Raw genomic sequence first — 15,773 nt, forward strand, 5'->3', positions numbered from 1 at the left:
AGACTATATAGGGGCCGGCGGAGATTATATAAATAGGCCGTTGCGGTTGCGTCCCCGAGCGAGATATTCTATGTATTATTTAAGAATGCGATTTACTAAAATAAGTATTTTAAGTTTAACTCTTCGGTAGGGTTAATGAAGTGTATGTTGCGTCAAAGCAACATCGAATTTCAGCCATGCGGCTGCCACAATGATATCACAATTTGGCTCTTTCAAATCCGCATTTGAGTTCCAATTTCAGTCTCGATCCGGAAGGGACATCTGGCAATATCCCGCCAATGCTTCACTGATAGACAGATGACAAGCGGCGCGGGACTGAAAGGAGACTAAGTATGCGTGTACTCATTGCTGGCCTCATGGCCTCCGTTTTTGCAATTGCGGGCGTCTCGGCAGCTCAGGCGGCCGATGCCGTCGACCAGGTTCCGGAAGCGCCGGTTGCCCAGGACGCTCCGGTCAAGCCGGCAGGAAACTGGGAAGGCTTCTACCTCGGCGGCGCCGGCACCTACAACATGGGTGACTTCGGTTCCGACCGCCACACCTATGGTTTCGGCGGCCAGGTCTTCACCGGCTACAACTGGCAGGCGGGCCAGATCGTCTACGGCGTTGAATCCGACCTCGGCTACAGCGGCGACGACGTCTCCTCGGGCGGCGTCAAGAACAAGTATGGCTGGAACGGCTCCGTCCGTGGCCGCGTCGGCTACGACATGAACCCCTTCCTGCTCTACGGCACGGCCGGTCTGGCGATCGGCGACGTCAAGGTTTCCGACGACACCTCGGACGAAAGCAAGACGAACTTCGGCTATACGGTCGGCGCCGGCGTCGAAGCCTTCGTGACCAACAACATCACGACGCGCCTGGAATATCGTTACACCGACTACCAGAGCAAGGACTACGACCTCGACTCCGGCAGCTTCTCGCGCGGTTACGACGAGAACAGCGTCAAGCTCGGTATCGGCGTCAAGTTCTAAGCCGGACAAACCGTTCAAGAATGAAAAGCCGGGCTCATCGCCCGGCTTTTTGCTGTCCGCTTGTTGGTCCGGTCGTTCAGCCGTGCGCTTGAGCACACTCAGCCCTGGGACTTGAGCTCGTTATGGGCAGGGAATTTCTTGCCGAACTGCCGCAGCCAGTCGGTGAGCGGCGCATGATCGGCCTCCCACTGGTCCTTGAAGCGCAGTTCAAGATAATCGAGCGTCGCGGCCAGCGCGAAATGCCCGCCGCTGAGCTTCTTGCCGAGCTTCGGCGGATTGGCGCTCAGATGCGCGAGCCCGCTCGTCGCCTTCTTCCATTGCCGGTCGATCCACGGCTGGTGAACTTTTTCCTCGTCGCGGAAGCGCCGCTCATAGACGATCGCCAGCAGGCAGTCGCAGATGCCGTCGCAGAGCGCCTCGAGGATTTCCGCATCCGTGCGCTTGCCCTTCTTGGAGGGGTAGAGCCCACCCTTCGTCAGCCGGTCGAAATAATGCATGATCGCCACGCTGTCATAGATCGAGAGCCCGTCATCGGTCAGAAGCGTCGGAATCTTGCCGAGCGGATTGTTATCCACCAGGATCGCCGGTCCGGTATTGGTGTCGACCCGGATGGCGTTCAACTCCAGCTCCAGAAAATGCGCGGCCATCCGCACCTTGTTGGAATAGGGCGAGGCGGGCGAACAAAGGAGCTTCATGGGACACCTGATGAGATTGTGGATTGCGGCGCGGACTATCCGCGAAGCTAGCGCATAACCCCGAAAATCGAAATCGATTTTCGGAAAGGATTATGCGCAAATTCAAAGTGCTACGGCGTCTTTGCGCGTCTGAAAAGACGCGCGGTGCTGTAGTTAGCTATCGTCCTTTATGGCCTTGTTCTCGCCGCGCAGCCAGAAGGCGCGGTGCGAGGCAAAACGGTCCTGCGCCAGATGGTCCTTCAATGCGGGCAGCAATTGGTGCAGCTCGTCCTTCAGCGTGAAGGGCGGGTTGACGATGACGAGGCCTGAGCCCGTCAATCCGGTAGTGCCGCGGTCGCTGCGAACCACGAGTTCGGCGCAGAGCATTTTCGGGATGTCGAGCGCCTGCAGCCTCTCGTGGAATTCCTTGATCGGCGCGCCCTTCTTCAGTGGATACCACAGGCAATAGGTGCCGCCGGGAAAACGCCGGTAGGCCTTTTCCAACCCTTCGGCCAGACGCTGATATTCATCCTCTTCCTCGAAGGGCGGATCGACGAGCACGATGCCGCGCTTCTCCTTCGGCGGCAGATGCGCGCCGAGCGCCAGCCAACCGTCGAGCTCGGTGATGCGGGCATGGTGATCGCCCTCGAACAGCCGATGCAGCCTGATAAAGTCCTCCGGGTGCAGTTCCATGGCCGACAGCCGGTCCTGCGGGCGGAACAGCATGCGCGCAAGTTTCGGCGATCCAGGATAGAAGCGGATGCCGCCCTCTGGGTTGAGTTCGCGGATTGCCCAGAGGTAGGGCTCGAGCAGTTCGGAAACCTGAGGTCCGAGCTCGGCCTCCATCAGCTTGCCGATGCCCTCGAGCCATTCGCCGGTTTTCTGCGTTTCCTCGGAGGAGAGGTCGTAGAGGCCGATGCCGGCATGCGTGTCGAGCACGCGGAACGCCCCATCCTTCTTCTGCATGTAGCGGATCAGCCGCGCCAGCACGGCATGTTTCAGCACATCGGCAAAGTTGCCCGCGTGGTAGATATGGCGGTAGTTCATTTTCGCTGATGTCCGTATGAATTCGCGTCATGGCGAGCTTTTGTGGCTTTTGGCCGTGCAGGCCTTGGAATATACAAATGCCATGAACATTGCGACCCCCATCCACGCCAAATCAGAAAAGCCGGACAACAGGGTGGGTCACACCGCCTGTCCGCATGACTGTCCCTCCACCTGCGCGCTGGAGGTCGATATATCAGAGGATGGCCGCATCGGCCGCGTGCGCGGCGCCAATGACCATTCCTACACGTCGGGCGTCATCTGCGCCAAGGTCGCCCGTTATGCCGAGCGGCTCTACCATCCCGACCGCCTGATGTATCCCTTGCGCCGCGCCGGCGCCAAGGGGGCAGGGCAGTGGCAGCAGATTTCCTGGGACGATGCGCTGGATGAAATCGCCGAAGCCTTTGTGAAGGCCGAGGCGAGGGACGGCAGCGAGGCGATCTGGCCCTATTTCTACGCTGGCACCATGGGCTGGGTGCAGCGCGATTCGATCGATCGTCTGCGTCATGCCAAGCGTTACTCCGGCTTCTTCTCCTCGATCTGCACCAACCCCGCCTGGACCGGCTTCACCATGGCGACCGGCACGCTGCGTGGTCCCGATCCGCGCGAGATGGGCCGCACCGATTGCGTCGTCATCTGGGGCACCAACGCGGTCTCGACGCAGGTCAATGTGATGACCCACGCCATCAAGTCGCGCAAGGAGCGCGGCGCCAAGATCGTCGTCATCGACATTTACGACAATCCGACGATGAAGCAGGCCGACATGGCGTTGATCGTCAGGCCGGGTACCGATGCAGCACTCGCCTGCGCTGTCATGCACATCGCCTTCCGCGACGGCCATGCCGACCGTGATTATATGGCGCGGTATGCCGACGATCCCGAGGGTCTCGAAGCGCATCTGAAAACCAGGACGCCGCAATGGGCCGCCGCCATCACCGGTCTTTCGGTCGAGGAAATCGAAGCCTTCGCCAGCCTCGTCGGCACCACGAAGAAGACCTTCTTCCGCCTGGGCTATGGCTTCACCCGCCAGCGCAACGGCGCGGTCGCCATGCATGCGGCCGCCTCGATCGCCACCGTTCTCGGCTCCTGGCAATATGAAGGCGGCGGCGCCTTCCATTCGAACAGCGATATTTTCCGCATGAACAGCGCCGAACTGACCGGCCGGTCGATGAGGGATGCCGATATCCGCATGCTCGACCAGTCGCAGATCGGCCGGGTGCTGACCGGTGATGCGGTGGCGCTCCGTCATCGCGGCCCGGTGACGGCGATGCTGATCCAGAACACCAATCCCGCCAACATCGCCCCCGAGCAGCGCCTCGTCAGACGCGGCTTTGCCCGCAACGACCTCTTCGTCGCCGTCCACGAGCAGTTCATGACCGAAACGGCTGAGATCGCCGATATCGTCATTCCGGCGACGATGTTCGTCGAGCATGACGATATCTACCGGGCCGGCGGCCAGAACCATATCCTGCTGGGGCCGAAGCTGGTCGAGCCGCCGCCGACTGTGCGCACCAATCTCTTTGTCATCGAGGAACTGGCCAAACGCCTCGGCGTCGCCGATCGTCCCGGCTTCGGCTTCACCGCCCGCGAGATGGTCGACCGCATTCTCGAATCGAGCGGCCTGCCGGATTATGAGCATTTCCTCGAACACAAATGGTTCGATCGCCAGCCCGCCTTCGAGGAGGCGCATTATCTGAACGGCTTTGCCCATCCGGATGGCAAGTTCCACTTTCGCCCGGACTGGATCAATCAGCCGGCGCCGAACAAGCCGCCGGCCGCTATCGGGGTGCTCGGGCCGCATGCCGAGCTTCCGGCCTTCCCTGATCAGGTCGATGTCATCGAAGTCACCGATCCCGAGCATCCTTTCCGGCTGGCCACGTCGCCCGCCCGCAACTTCCTGAATTCGAGCTTCTCCGAGACCAAGACCTCTCGCCAAAAGGAAGGGCGCCCCGAGGTGATGATCAATCCCGCCGACGCCGAAGCCAATGGCATCGCCCATGGCGATCTCGTTCGCATTGGCAATAGCCGCGGCGATCTGCGCATCCACGCCCGCATCACCACCGAAGTGAAATCCGGCGTCCTGATCGCCGAGGGGCTTTGGCCGAACAAGGCGCATGTCGATGGCGAGGGCATCAATGTCTTGACCGGCGCCGACCCCGTCGCACCCTATGGCGGGGCGGCCGTGCACGACAACAAGGTCTGGCTTCGCAAGGACGCAGCATGATGCAGCCGACATCACGCGTGAAGATCGCCGGCGAGCAAACTCTGTCGAATGGGTGGACGCGGCTCGCCAGCTACCTGCTCGATTATATCGACCGCAAGGGCGCAACCCAGCGGTTGAAGCGGGAAGTCTATCACCGCACGCCCGCCGCCTGCATCCTGCTTTATGATCCCAGGCGCGACCTTGTCGTGCTCGTCCGCCAGTTTCGCCTCCCTGTTCATCTCAACGGCGATCCCGCCTGGACAATCGAGGTGCCGGCCGGCCTTCTCGATGATGATCATCCCGAGGCGGCGATCCGTCGCGAGGCGATGGAGGAGACCGGTTATCGCCTGCGCGACGCGCGCTTCCTGTTCAAATCCTATACCTCGCCGGGCGCCGTCACCGAGGTCGTCCACTTCTTCGCAGCCCTCATCGACACCGCCGACCGCGTGGCGGAAGGCGGCGGTCTGGACGAAGAGCACGAGGATATCGAGGTCCTTGAAGTCCCGCTCGACGCCGCCGCGGCAATGATCGAAACCGGCGAGATCTTCGACGCCAAGACGATCATGCTCTTGCAATGGGCGCTTTTGAACAGGGGCAAACTTCGTTAGCGGGTAAGGCGATCGAGACCTGGTTCGTCAAGTTACTTCGGGCGGATCGACATGATCCGCGACCCGTTTAGTTTTCCCCGCGAACTCGCATCATCTGCTGAAAGGCGCGCTGCTTCAGTGCAGGTACCGCATTGATGATGCGCATTACGCCGCGCGTGACAGCGAGTTGAAGTCTGCCGACAATCGGCCGATGGACCAGGTCGCTGGCATCCATCTGCTTTTTCGATTCTCGGATCGCTTCGGTACTGTAGCGAAGCATCTCGACTTCGTAGGCATGTATGGCTTGGACAAGCGGTTTTCGCCCTTGGTTCGCTTCAACCAGCATGTGTCCGAGCAGTGCGGCATCGCGAAGCGCGGTATTGGCGCCCGCGCCTCGTCCTGGCGTCATCGTATGGACGGCGTCACCGAGCAGAGTGACATTCGAACTCGCCCAAGGCGTCAGCGGGACGGCGGTTCTCATCCTGATATCGTGGATCGTCGAGGGCTCCGTCATCTGAATGAGCGCATGTAAGTGCGGATGCCAGTCCCGGGTGAGTTTCAAGCCCAGTTCTCTCAATTGTTCGCCGCTCAGACCGGTCGGGTCCCGCGGCCAGTTCTGCCGAGCTCCCCATACCCCCCAACCGACGCTGTCCTCGTCGAGTGCTTCGACGAAGTCCGGCCAACGAGCAATAAAACCTGGGTCGCTTCTAGTGCCGGCGAACTCGAGCGAGTGAATGATTGCGCCGAAGCCCATCGGCGCCATGATCAGCGACATGCCTTGAAACATTTTGTCCGACAGCAGAGCTTTCGTCGCGTCCGTCATCGGAATTTTGCCCCCGAGCGACACGATCCCCGTGTCTTCCAGACGCGCTTCCGGCAGACGTTGCTTGCGTACAGTCGAATTCGTGCCGTCAGCGCCCACCAGCACATCTCCCGTCGCGAGACTTCCATCCTGAAAGCAAGCTATGACCGACCCGTCGGCGCTGTTTGTGTAACTTTGAAGCGTCTTCCCGAAGAAGACGTCGTCTTCAAGTCCTCTGAGCAGAACCCGCCTCAGCGTCTTTCGAATGACGTTCTTTTCACCGTCGAGAGCGTTCGGGCCTGCATCATCGATATCGAAGCTCAGGACTTCGCCCAGTTGTTCAGTGAGCATGTTGAAATAGCGTGGCGACCTGGCGCAGGTGGCGACATAGAGATCGTAGAGTTCGCCGGGGACACAGGCTTTTAGCGCACGGCTTCCAGCCGGGCTGATGCCGACGCGATAACCACCACTGTCGGTGCTCGGCGCAAAGTCGCGCTCATATACCGCTATGCAAACCCCAGCCTGCTTAAGCAGATGTGCGAGCGCCAAACCGCCGGTCCCGGCGCCGATAATCAAAACCTTCATGGTGTTGGTCCTAGTCGAGTTTGGGGGCGATGGAGAATTTGGCGGCGATCTGTCTCAGCCACTCCTCTGTCCAGGTGATACGCTGGGCGCTGAGGTCCCCGACAATGCCACTGACCCAGGATAATTCGGCTGCGTGGATAGCTCGGAGATATTCCATCTCGAGAAGGAAGAGCCTGGGAACAGCCTGAGCTTCCTGCAAGACGTCGTCGATCCTGCGAAGTTCCGACTCGATGGCTTTTGCTCTGAGCTCAAGCTGGCTCGTCACATCATCAGGCGTAAGCAGCGGAAGAAATGACATCGCCGCGGGGAATTCCGGATATTCTCGCGTCAGGGTTGACAATATCGCCCGCATCCATTCCAGCGCGATTTCGCGGCCCTTCTCGTTTATCTCGTACACGGTTCGCTCTGGACGCTTGTCGTCCTGGACTGTTTTCCGCGGGATGATCAAGCCCTCGCGTTCGAGCCGCTGGATTGTTTGATAAAGGCTCGCCCTCTGCGTGACATTGATCACTTCGTCCTTGCCGCGCTCCTTGATGAGCCGCTGCATTCGGTAAGGATGCATTGGCTCTTCCATGAGCATTGCAAGGACGGCGAGCGCGACTGGAGAGCGTTTGATAGACGTCATAGTAATAATACTACTAGTTTATTTATAACTAGTCAATTCGAAGGCTCCAGGTCGCTGGATTCGAGACTCGCGCTGTTTGAAACGATGGTCGTGAATCCGCGCGGCGAGCGCATTCAACCAATTCCAAAGCGCAAGTTTCCGCTTTAAGGTGATCGCGCTCGAAATTTCATACGACTGTCACGAAGCGGTTTTATCCGCTGCGGCTTGTCAATCATCGGATGCGGTCAGGAGAAAGCCCATGTGGCTCAGCAATTTCACCCTCGTTCTCCCAAACGAGGTGGTGAGTGAAGGTGCCGTGCGTGTTGAGGATGGCGTCATCGCTGAGATCAGGCCGGAGCCGGTCGCCGCCGCTGCTGTCGATGGCGGAGGACGGCTGCTGATGCCCGCATTCGTCGATCTGCACGGCGACATGATCGAGCGCGAGATCGCCCCGCGGCCGAACGCGACGATGCCGATCGATTTCGGCATCCACGAACTCGACAAGAAGCTTGCCGCCGCCGGTGTCACGACCGCCTTTGCCGCCGTCTCTTTTGCGACCGAGAGCGTCTACGGCCATGTCCGTTCGCTGGAAACCACCTCGGCGGTGATCGAGGGCATCAACCGCCTGCGTGATGATCTGCTGATCGACCACCGCGTCCATGCCCGCTACGAAATCACCAATGTCGGTGCAGCCCCGGCACTCGAGCGCCTGCTGAATGCCGACCAGATCGACATGGTCTCGCTGACCGACCACACGCCGGGCCAGGGCCAGTACAACAATCTGCAGAGCTACATCCTCAGCATTTCCGAGCGCCGCGCCATTTCCGAGGACATGGCGGCGGAGATCGTCGCCAAGCGTATCGCCATGCGCAACAATCCCGAGATCGAGGCCAAGCTGAAGGAAATCGTCGCGCTGTCGCTGAGGCACAAGCTGTCGCTTGCCTCGCATGACGATGACAGCGTCGAAAAAGTCGCCGAGATGCATGATCTCGGCGTCACCATCAGCGAGTTTCCGGTCACGGCACCTGCGGCGGAAGAGGCGCGCCGCCGTGGCCTCTGGACGCTGATGGGCGCGCCGAACGCGCTGCGCGGCCAGTCGATGTCGGGCAATCTCAGTGCCCTCGATGCCGCCAGGGCCGGCCTGCTCAGCGTCATCGCCGCCGACTATCATCCGGCCGCCTTCGTGCCCGGCATCTTCAAGCTTGCCGACATGGTGGAAGGCGGCCTGCCGGCAGCCGTTGCCATGGCGACCGGCAATGCGGCCCGCTCGGCCGGTCTGTCGGATCGTGGCGAGATCGCCCTTGGTCAGCGCGCCGATCTCGTCGTGGTCGAACCGGGCGATATCAACCGCATCCGCGCCACTTTCCGCGCCGGCCGCTTCGTCTACAGCGACGGCACGCTGCATCCGCTGCGGGCTTTGGCGGCTTAGCTGCACGTCTGAGCGTCGAAGTAATCCCTCCACCACAGAATGACGAGATCCCGGCTAAACAGGTTTCTCGTCGACGGTACCCCGACTATCACATAACTCCGGAACAAGACTGCCGACGATGCGAAGTCAAGATGTCATCTGAGCCAAGATTGCTGCACAAGGAGTGGGGGCTGCTGCCGCTCGTTTTAAGTGGAATCGCGACAATATGTGTAATTGTCATGTCAATTTACTACGATAACCAATATGGTATCCCGAATGTTTATATAGGCGATAAATATATACAATGCGAAAAATCGGCCGCCTCCTTATTGAATGCGATTTTATTTGTATATAAATATCCAGGATTTGTTCTGATATTTATTTCTTTGATTTCTGTTGTTTTTTGTTATATCTACGATAGAGGTATTTTTGTTTTCGTTATAATATATTTTGTAATATTCAACTATCCATTTGCTACGATATTGAGTGGATCCAAGATTGTTTTAAGTCAAGCTTCGGTAGAGACGCTGTGTGAGAGGGGAGGTTACGGCTCGGTCGCGATTCACCTTCCTCTATTGTTTTTGTCCTCTTACGTAATCATTGGAAATATTGTTCTGGTGGCCAAGCGATGGCTCAGAAGGAGAATCAAGAATACCTGATACCACAGGATGGAATCAGTTGGCTGACCTCTGTGATTATTTTGAAGTCATAGCGGCAGGCGCTGCTCAATTCTTTCCGCAAGCTCCGGTGTTGAGACAGGAAGGGAAGACCTGAGAAAGTTACCGGCTTTCAGAAAATAGCGCAGCAATCTAAGCGCGGTCGCCGATCAGCGAAATCAGCTGTGCCTTGGGTGCGGCGGTCGAGGCCTCCGCGCCGACCGCCTTGCCGCCTTCCATCGTCACCCGGCCTTCGGCAAACAGCCGCAGCGCCTGCGGATAGATTTGATGTTCGATGGTGAGCACACGCGCGGCAAGGCTTTCGGCTGTGTCGCCCGAGAGAACCGGTACGGCCGCCTGGCCGATCACCGGCCCTTCATCCATGCCCTCGGTGACGAAATGCACCGTGCAGCCCGCGATCCGCATCCCGGCGTCGATCGCCCGCTGATGCGTATGCAGGCCGGGAAACAGTGGCAGCAGGGAAGGGTGGATGTTGAGCATCCGGCCTTCGTAACGCTGGATGAAGGTTGCCGTCAGTAGCCGCATGTAGCCTGCCAGGCACAGAATGTCGGGCGAAAGCTCGTCGAGCGCCGAAAAGATCGCCGCTTCATGCGCGTCCTTGCTGGCGTAGTCCTTGCGGGGGAAAGCGAAGGTGGCGATGCCTTCGGCATCAGCCTTGGCAAGCCCGCCGGCATCCGCCTTGTCGGAAATCACCCCGACGATCTCGGCCGGATAGTCGGCGGCCTTCGCCGCCGCAACCAACGCCATCATGTTGGAGCCGCTGCCTGATATGAAGACGACGACGCGTTTGCGCGGTGCGCTCATATCGCAAGCGTGCCCTTGTAGACCGTGCCGGCAGCGCCTTCGTCGCGGGCGATCATGCGGCCGAGCGTGATCACAGTCTCGCCCTCGGCTTCGAGGGCGGCCGAAACGGCCGCGACGTTCTCGACGGCAACGACGGCGATCATGCCGACGCCGCAATTGAAGGTGCGCAGCATTTCCCTGGATTCGACGCCGCCCGTCTTGGCGAGCCACGAAAACACCGGCGGCACCTTGACGGCGTCAAGATCGATCTCGGCCGCCAGATGCTTCGGCAGGACGCGCGGAATGTTTTCCGGGAAACCGCCGCCGGTGATGTGCGCCAGCGCCTTGATGGCGCCGGTCTCGCGGATCGCCTTCAGAAGCGGCTTCACATAGATGCGGGTCGGTTCGAGCAGGGCTTCGCCGAGCAGGCGGCCTTCGGCAAAAGGTGCGGCGGCATTCCAGTCGAGGCCGGACAGTTCGACGATCTTGCGCACCAGCGAGAAGCCGTTGGAATGGACGCCGGAGGAGGCGAGGCCGAGGATCACGTCACCCTCGGCGATATCGCCCGAGGGCAGCAGCTTGCCGCGTTCGGCAGCACCCACGGCAAAACCGGCGAGATCGTAGTCGCCGGAGGAATACATGCCGGGCATCTCGGCGGTCTCGCCGCCGATCAGCGCGCAGCCGGCCTCGCGGCAGCCGGCGGCAATACCGCCGACGATGGCTGCGCCCTGGTCGGGGTCGAGCTTGCCGGTCGCGAAATAATCGAGGAAGAACAGAGGCTCGGCGCCCTGCACGACGAGATCGTTGACGCACATGGCGACGAGGTCGATGCCGACGCTGTCGTGATAGTCGGCATCGATGGCGATCTTCAGCTTGGTGCCGACCCCGTCATTGGCGGCGACCAGAACCGGATCGGTGAAGCCCGCCGCCTTGAGGTCGAAGAGCCCGCCGAAGCCGCCGATCTCGCCATCGGCGCCGGGACGGCGCGTCGAACGCACTGCCGGCTTGATCTTCTCGACGAGGAGGTTGCCGGCATCGATATCGACGCCTGCATCGCTATATGTCAGGCCGTTTTTCCCAGACTGGCTCATGCTGGTCTCCGATGGCTATTTCAGGCGGCAAACGTGCCGCGTCATCTGCCGGTCGCAATTGCATGACAGGGGCGTTTATGCAAGCGTTGCATGGCAAAAGCCCCCAATTTCCCGCGTCTTCCTCCACCCTTTCCGGGATTTGACGAGACAGGGTTGACCATCTTTGCGCCTGCATCCTATGTGCTGAATGGCCGCTTCGGATCGGATGCGGCGTTTGGCGGCGGCGAGCAATCAACGGGGAAGCGATGCCACAGCATGTCAGCGGCAACAGTCTCAAGCGTCAGATCTTCTTCTGGCTGGCAGTGCTCGTCTTCTTCATCGTCTTTCTCTACGTCTTCAGCTCGATCCTGCTGCCGTTCATCGCCGGCATGGCGATCGCCTATTTCCTCGATCCGGTGGCCGATCGGCTGGAGCGTCTCGGCCTCAGCCGGATGATGGCGACCATCGGCATTCTGGTCGCCTTCGTCATCGTCTTCGCCTTAGCGCTGATGATCCTCATCCCCGTGCTCATCAGCCAGTTCAACGATTTCGCTCAGCGTCTGCCGGGTTATATCAGCCAGTTGCAGCAGTTCATCACGCAGGCGCAGAACTCGCTGCTGCCGGACTGGGTCGAGAACCAGATGGGCGCGATCAAGGACAATCTCTCCGGCATCCTGTCGGAGGGCATGGGGTTCCTCACCGGGCTCTTCGCGCAGATCTGGAATTCCGGCAAGGCGATCGTCGACGTCCTATCGCTGCTCGTCGTCACCCCCGTCGTCGCCTTCTATATCCTGCTCGACTGGGACCGCATGGTTGCCAAGGTCGATCAGTGGATCCCGCGCGATTATGTCAGCGATGTCCGCCAGATCGCCAAGGAGATCGACCAGGCGATCGCGGGCTTCATCCGCGGCCAGGGCTCGCTCTGCCTTATCCTCGGCATCTATTATGCCGTCGGCCTTTCTCTCGTCGGGTTGAATTTCGGCCTGCTGATCGGCCTCTTCGCCGGCATGATCAGTTTCATTCCCTATGTCGGCTCGATGGTTGGCCTCGTCCTCGCCATCGGCGTGGCGCTCGTGCAGTTCTGGCCGGATTATCCCTGGATCGGGCTGGTGCTCGTCGTCTTCTTCAGCGGCCAGTTCCTGGAAGGCAACATTCTGCAGCCGAAGCTCGTCGGTTCCAGCGTCGGCCTGCATCCGGTCTGGCTGATGTTTGCGCTTTTTGCCTTCGGCGCGCTCTTCGGTTTCGTCGGTCTTTTGGTCGCCGTGCCGGCCGCCGCGGCCGTCGGCGTCCTTGTTCGCTTCGCGCTTTCACGCTACCTTCAGAGCGATCTTTATTTTGGCGGGTCATCAAGCGGCCGCGCCCGGAAGACGAAATCAGTTCCCAATGAATGACGTCAAGAACGCTGATCCGAAGCGCAAGGCCGGAGAGCAGTTGCCGCTGGTCTTTTCGCACGATGCCGCAAGCGGGCGCGACGACCTCCTGATCTCGGAGCGTCTCGCCGCCGCCGTTTCGATCGTCGATGCCTGGCCCGCATGGCCATCGCCGGTCGTCGTGCTCGCCGGCCCGGTCGGCTCGGGTAAATCGCATCTTGCCCGCATCTGGCGGGACTTGAGCGGCGCCGTCGACATCCATCCCGAGCTCGGCTCGGATGCCGCCGTTGCCGCCGCCGCCGGCCCGGTGCTGTTCGAGGACGCCGATCGCCTCGGCTTCGATGACAACGCGCTCTTCCACGTCATCAACAGCGTGCGCGAAAACGGCACCAGCCTGTTGATCACCAGCCGTCTCTGGCCGATGTCATGGCCGGTTTCGCTGCCCGATCTGCGCTCACGCCTGAAAGCGGCAACCGTCGTCGAGATCGGCGAACCCGATGAGGCGCTGTTGTCGCAGGTGATCGTCAAGCTCTTCGCCGACCGGCAGCTTTATATAGATGACAAACTCGTGCTCTATATCGTCAACCGGATGGAGCGGTCGCTGAACGCGGCCCAGACGATCGTCGAAAGGCTTGACCGGCTGGCCCTGTCGCGGGGCACGAAAATCACCCGGTCTCTTGCTGCCGAAGTATTGAATGAATTGGGAAATTCGGAACCGGCCGATTGACTGTCACAGTTCCGTCGTCAAACTGATATAATTGCCTTTGGCGATTGAGAACGGGGTAAGCGGACAATGGATAGTGCAGTCGCAGAACATCAAGAACTCGCTCCCGAGATCAACGACAACACTCCCCCGCTGGAAGAGCTGCTCAAGAGCCCCGAGCGCTTCATCAACCGAGAATTCTCCTGGCTGCAGTTCAACCGCCGTGTCCTCGAAGAAACGCTAAATACCGAGCATCCGCTGCTCGAGCGCGTCCGCTTCTTGTCGATCTCAGCCGCCAACCTCGATGAATTCTTCATGGTGCGTGTCGCCGGCCTCGAGGGCCAGGTGCGCCAGAACATCGCCATCCGCAGCCCCGACGGCAAGACGCCGGCCGAGCAGCTCGACTCGATCCTGCAGGAGATCGACCATCTGCAGATGGAGCAGCAGGCCTCGCTCGCCGTCCTGCAGCAATATCTCGCCAAGGAAGACATCCTGATCGTGCGCCCCGGCGCCTTGAGCGATGCCGACCGCCAGTGGCTGGCCGCCGAATTCGAGCAGGCGATCTTCCCGGTCCTGACGCCGCTGTCGATCGATCCGGCCCATCCGTTCCCCTTCATTCCGAATCTCGGCTTCTCGATCGGCCTGCAGCTCGTCAGCAAGAACGGCCGCGAGCCGATGACGGCGCTGCTGCGCCTGCCGGTGGCGCTCGACCGCTTCGTTCGTCTGCCGGATGATGGAAACACGATCCGCTACATTACGCTGGAAGATGTCGCCAACATCTTCATCCATCGGCTCTACCCGGGTTACGAGGTGCAGGGTTCCGGTACGTTCCGCGTCATCCGCGACAGCGATATCGAAGTCGAGGAAGAGGCCGAGGATCTCGTCCGCTTTTTCGAAACGGCGCTGAAGCGCCGCCGCCGCGGTAAGGTCATCCGCATCGAGACCGACTCGGAAATGCCGGCCTCGCTGCGCCAGTTCGTCGTTCAGGCCCTCAATATCCCGGACAATCGCGTCGCCGTTCTGCCGGGTCTTTTGGCGTTGAACACCCTGTCCGAGATCACCAAGGCGCCGCGCGAGGATCTCAGGTTTGCCCCCTACAACGCGCGATTTCCCGAGCGCGTCCGCGAACATGCCGGCGACTGCTTTGCCGCCATCCGCGAAAAGGACATGGTCGTCCATCACCCCTACGAATCTTTCGACGTGGTGGTCCAGTTTCTTCTCCAGGCTGCGCGCGATCCTGACGTCCTGGCGATAAAGCAGACGCTTTACCGTACCTCCAACGACAGCCCGATCGTCCGCGCCCTGATCGACGCCGCCGAAGCCGGCAAGTCGGTGACGGCGCTGGTCGAGCTCAAGGCCCGCTTCGACGAAGAGGCGAACATCCGCTGGGCGCGCGATCTCGAACGCGCCGGCGTGCAGGTCGTCTTCGGTTTCATCGAGCTCAAGACCCACGCCAAGATGTCGATGGTCGTCCGGCGCGAGGAAGGCAAGCTGCGCACCTATTGCCACCTCGGAACGGGCAACTACCACCCGATCACCGCGAAGATTTATACCGACCTTTCCTATTTTACCTGCAATCCCGTCATCGCCCATGACATGGCGAATATCTTCAACTTCATCACCGGCTACGGCGAGCCCGAACAGGGCATGCAGCTCGCCATCTCGCCCTATACGATGCGCCCGCGCATCCTGCGCCACATCGAGGAGGAGATCCAGCATGCCAGGAACGGCGCGCCGGCCGCGATCTGGATGAAGATGAACGCTCTTGTCGATCCCGACATCATCGATGCGCTCTATCGCGCCAGCCATGCCGGCGTCGAGATCGATCTGGTGGTGCGCGGCATCTGCTGCCTGCGCCCGCAGGTGCCCGGCCTTTCAGAGAAGATCCGCGTCAAGTCGATCGTCGGCCGCTTCCTCGAACACAGCCGCATCTTCTGCTTCGGCAACGGCCACGGCCTGCCGTCCGATAAGGCGCTGGTTTACATCGGTTCGGCCGACATGATGCCGCGAAACCTCGATCGCCGCGTCGAAACCATGGTTCCGCTGACGAATCCGACCGTTCACGAGCAAGTCTTGTCACAGATTATGCTCGGCAACGTGATTGACAATCAACAAAGCTACGAGATATTGCCCGACGGTACGTCGCGACGCATGGAAGTGCGCAGGGGCGAAGAACCGTTCAATGCGCAGCAGTATTTCATGACCAATCCGAGCCTGTCGGGCCGTGGTGAAGCTCTGAAGTCCAGTGCGCCGAAGCTGATCGCCGGCCTGCTCGAAGGCCGCAACAACAAGTAA

13 protein-coding genes are annotated in these 15,773 nt (G+C 60.3%); 7 read left to right on the forward strand and 6 right to left on the reverse strand.

The genetic code is table 11. The features are described from left to right. Positions 1-332 precede the first annotated feature (332 nt). The gene (locus FHT79_RS20205) at positions 333-968 is read left to right on the forward strand and encodes an outer membrane protein (protein ID WP_025570209.1); all 636 of its coding nucleotides are present in this window, start codon (positions 333-335) and stop codon (positions 966-968) included. 98 nt (positions 969-1,066) lie between these two features. Here the strand turns inward: FHT79_RS20205 and FHT79_RS20210 are convergent, their stop codons facing one another. After that, complete coding sequence (locus FHT79_RS20210) at positions 1,067-1,663, reverse strand: glutathione S-transferase (RefSeq protein WP_047616355.1); 597 nt, start codon at positions 1,661-1,663, stop codon at positions 1,067-1,069. A gap of 153 nt (positions 1,664-1,816) precedes the next feature. Continuing rightward, positions 1,817-2,689, reverse strand: coding sequence for a 23S rRNA (adenine(2030)-N(6))-methyltransferase RlmJ (locus tag FHT79_RS20215; RefSeq protein ID WP_047616356.1), 873 nt, complete (start codon positions 2,687-2,689; stop codon positions 1,817-1,819). A 16-nt stretch (positions 2,690-2,705) separates the two neighbouring features. Here FHT79_RS20215 and FHT79_RS20220 point away from each other — a divergent pair, with 16 nt between their 5' ends. Together FHT79_RS20220 and FHT79_RS20225 are read left to right on the forward strand one after the other, a co-directional pair. Then, positions 2,706-4,910, forward strand: a complete 2,205-nt coding sequence (locus FHT79_RS20220; RefSeq protein ID WP_097595077.1) for a molybdopterin oxidoreductase family protein — start codon at positions 2,706-2,708, stop codon at positions 4,908-4,910. Continuing rightward, complete coding sequence (locus tag FHT79_RS20225; RefSeq protein WP_097595078.1) at positions 4,907-5,497, forward strand: NUDIX domain-containing protein; 591 nt, start codon at positions 4,907-4,909, stop codon at positions 5,495-5,497. Before FHT79_RS20220 ends, FHT79_RS20225 begins: the two co-directional genes overlap by 4 nt. Positions 5,498-5,564: 67 nt before the next feature. On the opposite strand, the gene FHT79_RS20230 is transcribed toward FHT79_RS20225, so the two are convergent. Then, positions 5,565-6,863, reverse strand: a complete 1,299-nt coding sequence (locus FHT79_RS20230) for an NAD(P)/FAD-dependent oxidoreductase (protein WP_048338663.1) — start codon at positions 6,861-6,863, stop codon at positions 5,565-5,567. Positions 6,864-6,873: 10 nt separating this feature from the next. After that, complete coding sequence (locus FHT79_RS20235; RefSeq protein WP_179874685.1) at positions 6,874-7,488, reverse strand: PadR family transcriptional regulator; 615 nt, start codon at positions 7,486-7,488, stop codon at positions 6,874-6,876. A gap of 238 nt (positions 7,489-7,726) precedes the next feature. On the opposite strand from FHT79_RS20235, the gene FHT79_RS20240 reads away from it, so the two are divergent. Beyond that, positions 7,727-8,896: an alpha-D-ribose 1-methylphosphonate 5-triphosphate diphosphatase gene (locus FHT79_RS20240; RefSeq protein WP_097595079.1), complete on the forward strand. Its 1,170-nt coding sequence runs from the start codon at positions 7,727-7,729 to the stop codon at positions 8,894-8,896. Between the two features lie 788 nt (positions 8,897-9,684). Here FHT79_RS20240 and purN read toward each other — a convergent pair. Beyond that, positions 9,685-10,356: a phosphoribosylglycinamide formyltransferase gene (gene purN, locus FHT79_RS20245; RefSeq protein WP_025570223.1), complete on the reverse strand. Its 672-nt coding sequence runs from the start codon at positions 10,354-10,356 to the stop codon at positions 9,685-9,687. Beyond that, complete coding sequence (gene purM / locus FHT79_RS20250) at positions 10,353-11,426, reverse strand: phosphoribosylformylglycinamidine cyclo-ligase (RefSeq protein ID WP_047616365.1); 1,074 nt, start codon at positions 11,424-11,426, stop codon at positions 10,353-10,355. The genes purN and purM overlap by 4 nt, the downstream gene beginning before the upstream one ends. Before the next feature lie 245 nt (positions 11,427-11,671). On the opposite strand from purM, the gene FHT79_RS20255 reads away from it, so the two are divergent. From FHT79_RS20255 to FHT79_RS20265, 3 genes are all read left to right on the forward strand, one after another. Continuing rightward, complete coding sequence (locus tag FHT79_RS20255; RefSeq protein WP_047616367.1) at positions 11,672-12,796, forward strand: AI-2E family transporter; 1,125 nt, start codon at positions 11,672-11,674, stop codon at positions 12,794-12,796. Further along, on the forward strand, positions 12,789-13,502 hold the full coding sequence (hdaA, locus tag FHT79_RS20260; protein WP_025570229.1) for a DnaA regulatory inactivator HdaA: 714 nt from the start codon (positions 12,789-12,791) through the stop codon (positions 13,500-13,502). The genes FHT79_RS20255 and hdaA overlap by 8 nt, the downstream gene beginning before the upstream one ends. Before the next feature lie 66 nt (positions 13,503-13,568). After that, on the forward strand, positions 13,569-15,773 hold the full coding sequence (locus FHT79_RS20265; protein ID WP_047616369.1) for an RNA degradosome polyphosphate kinase: 2,205 nt from the start codon (positions 13,569-13,571) through the stop codon (positions 15,771-15,773).

This window comes from Rhizobium sp. BK212 (assembly GCF_014197475.1).
Classification (GTDB): Bacteria; Pseudomonadota; Alphaproteobacteria; order Rhizobiales; family Rhizobiaceae; genus Rhizobium; species Rhizobium anhuiense.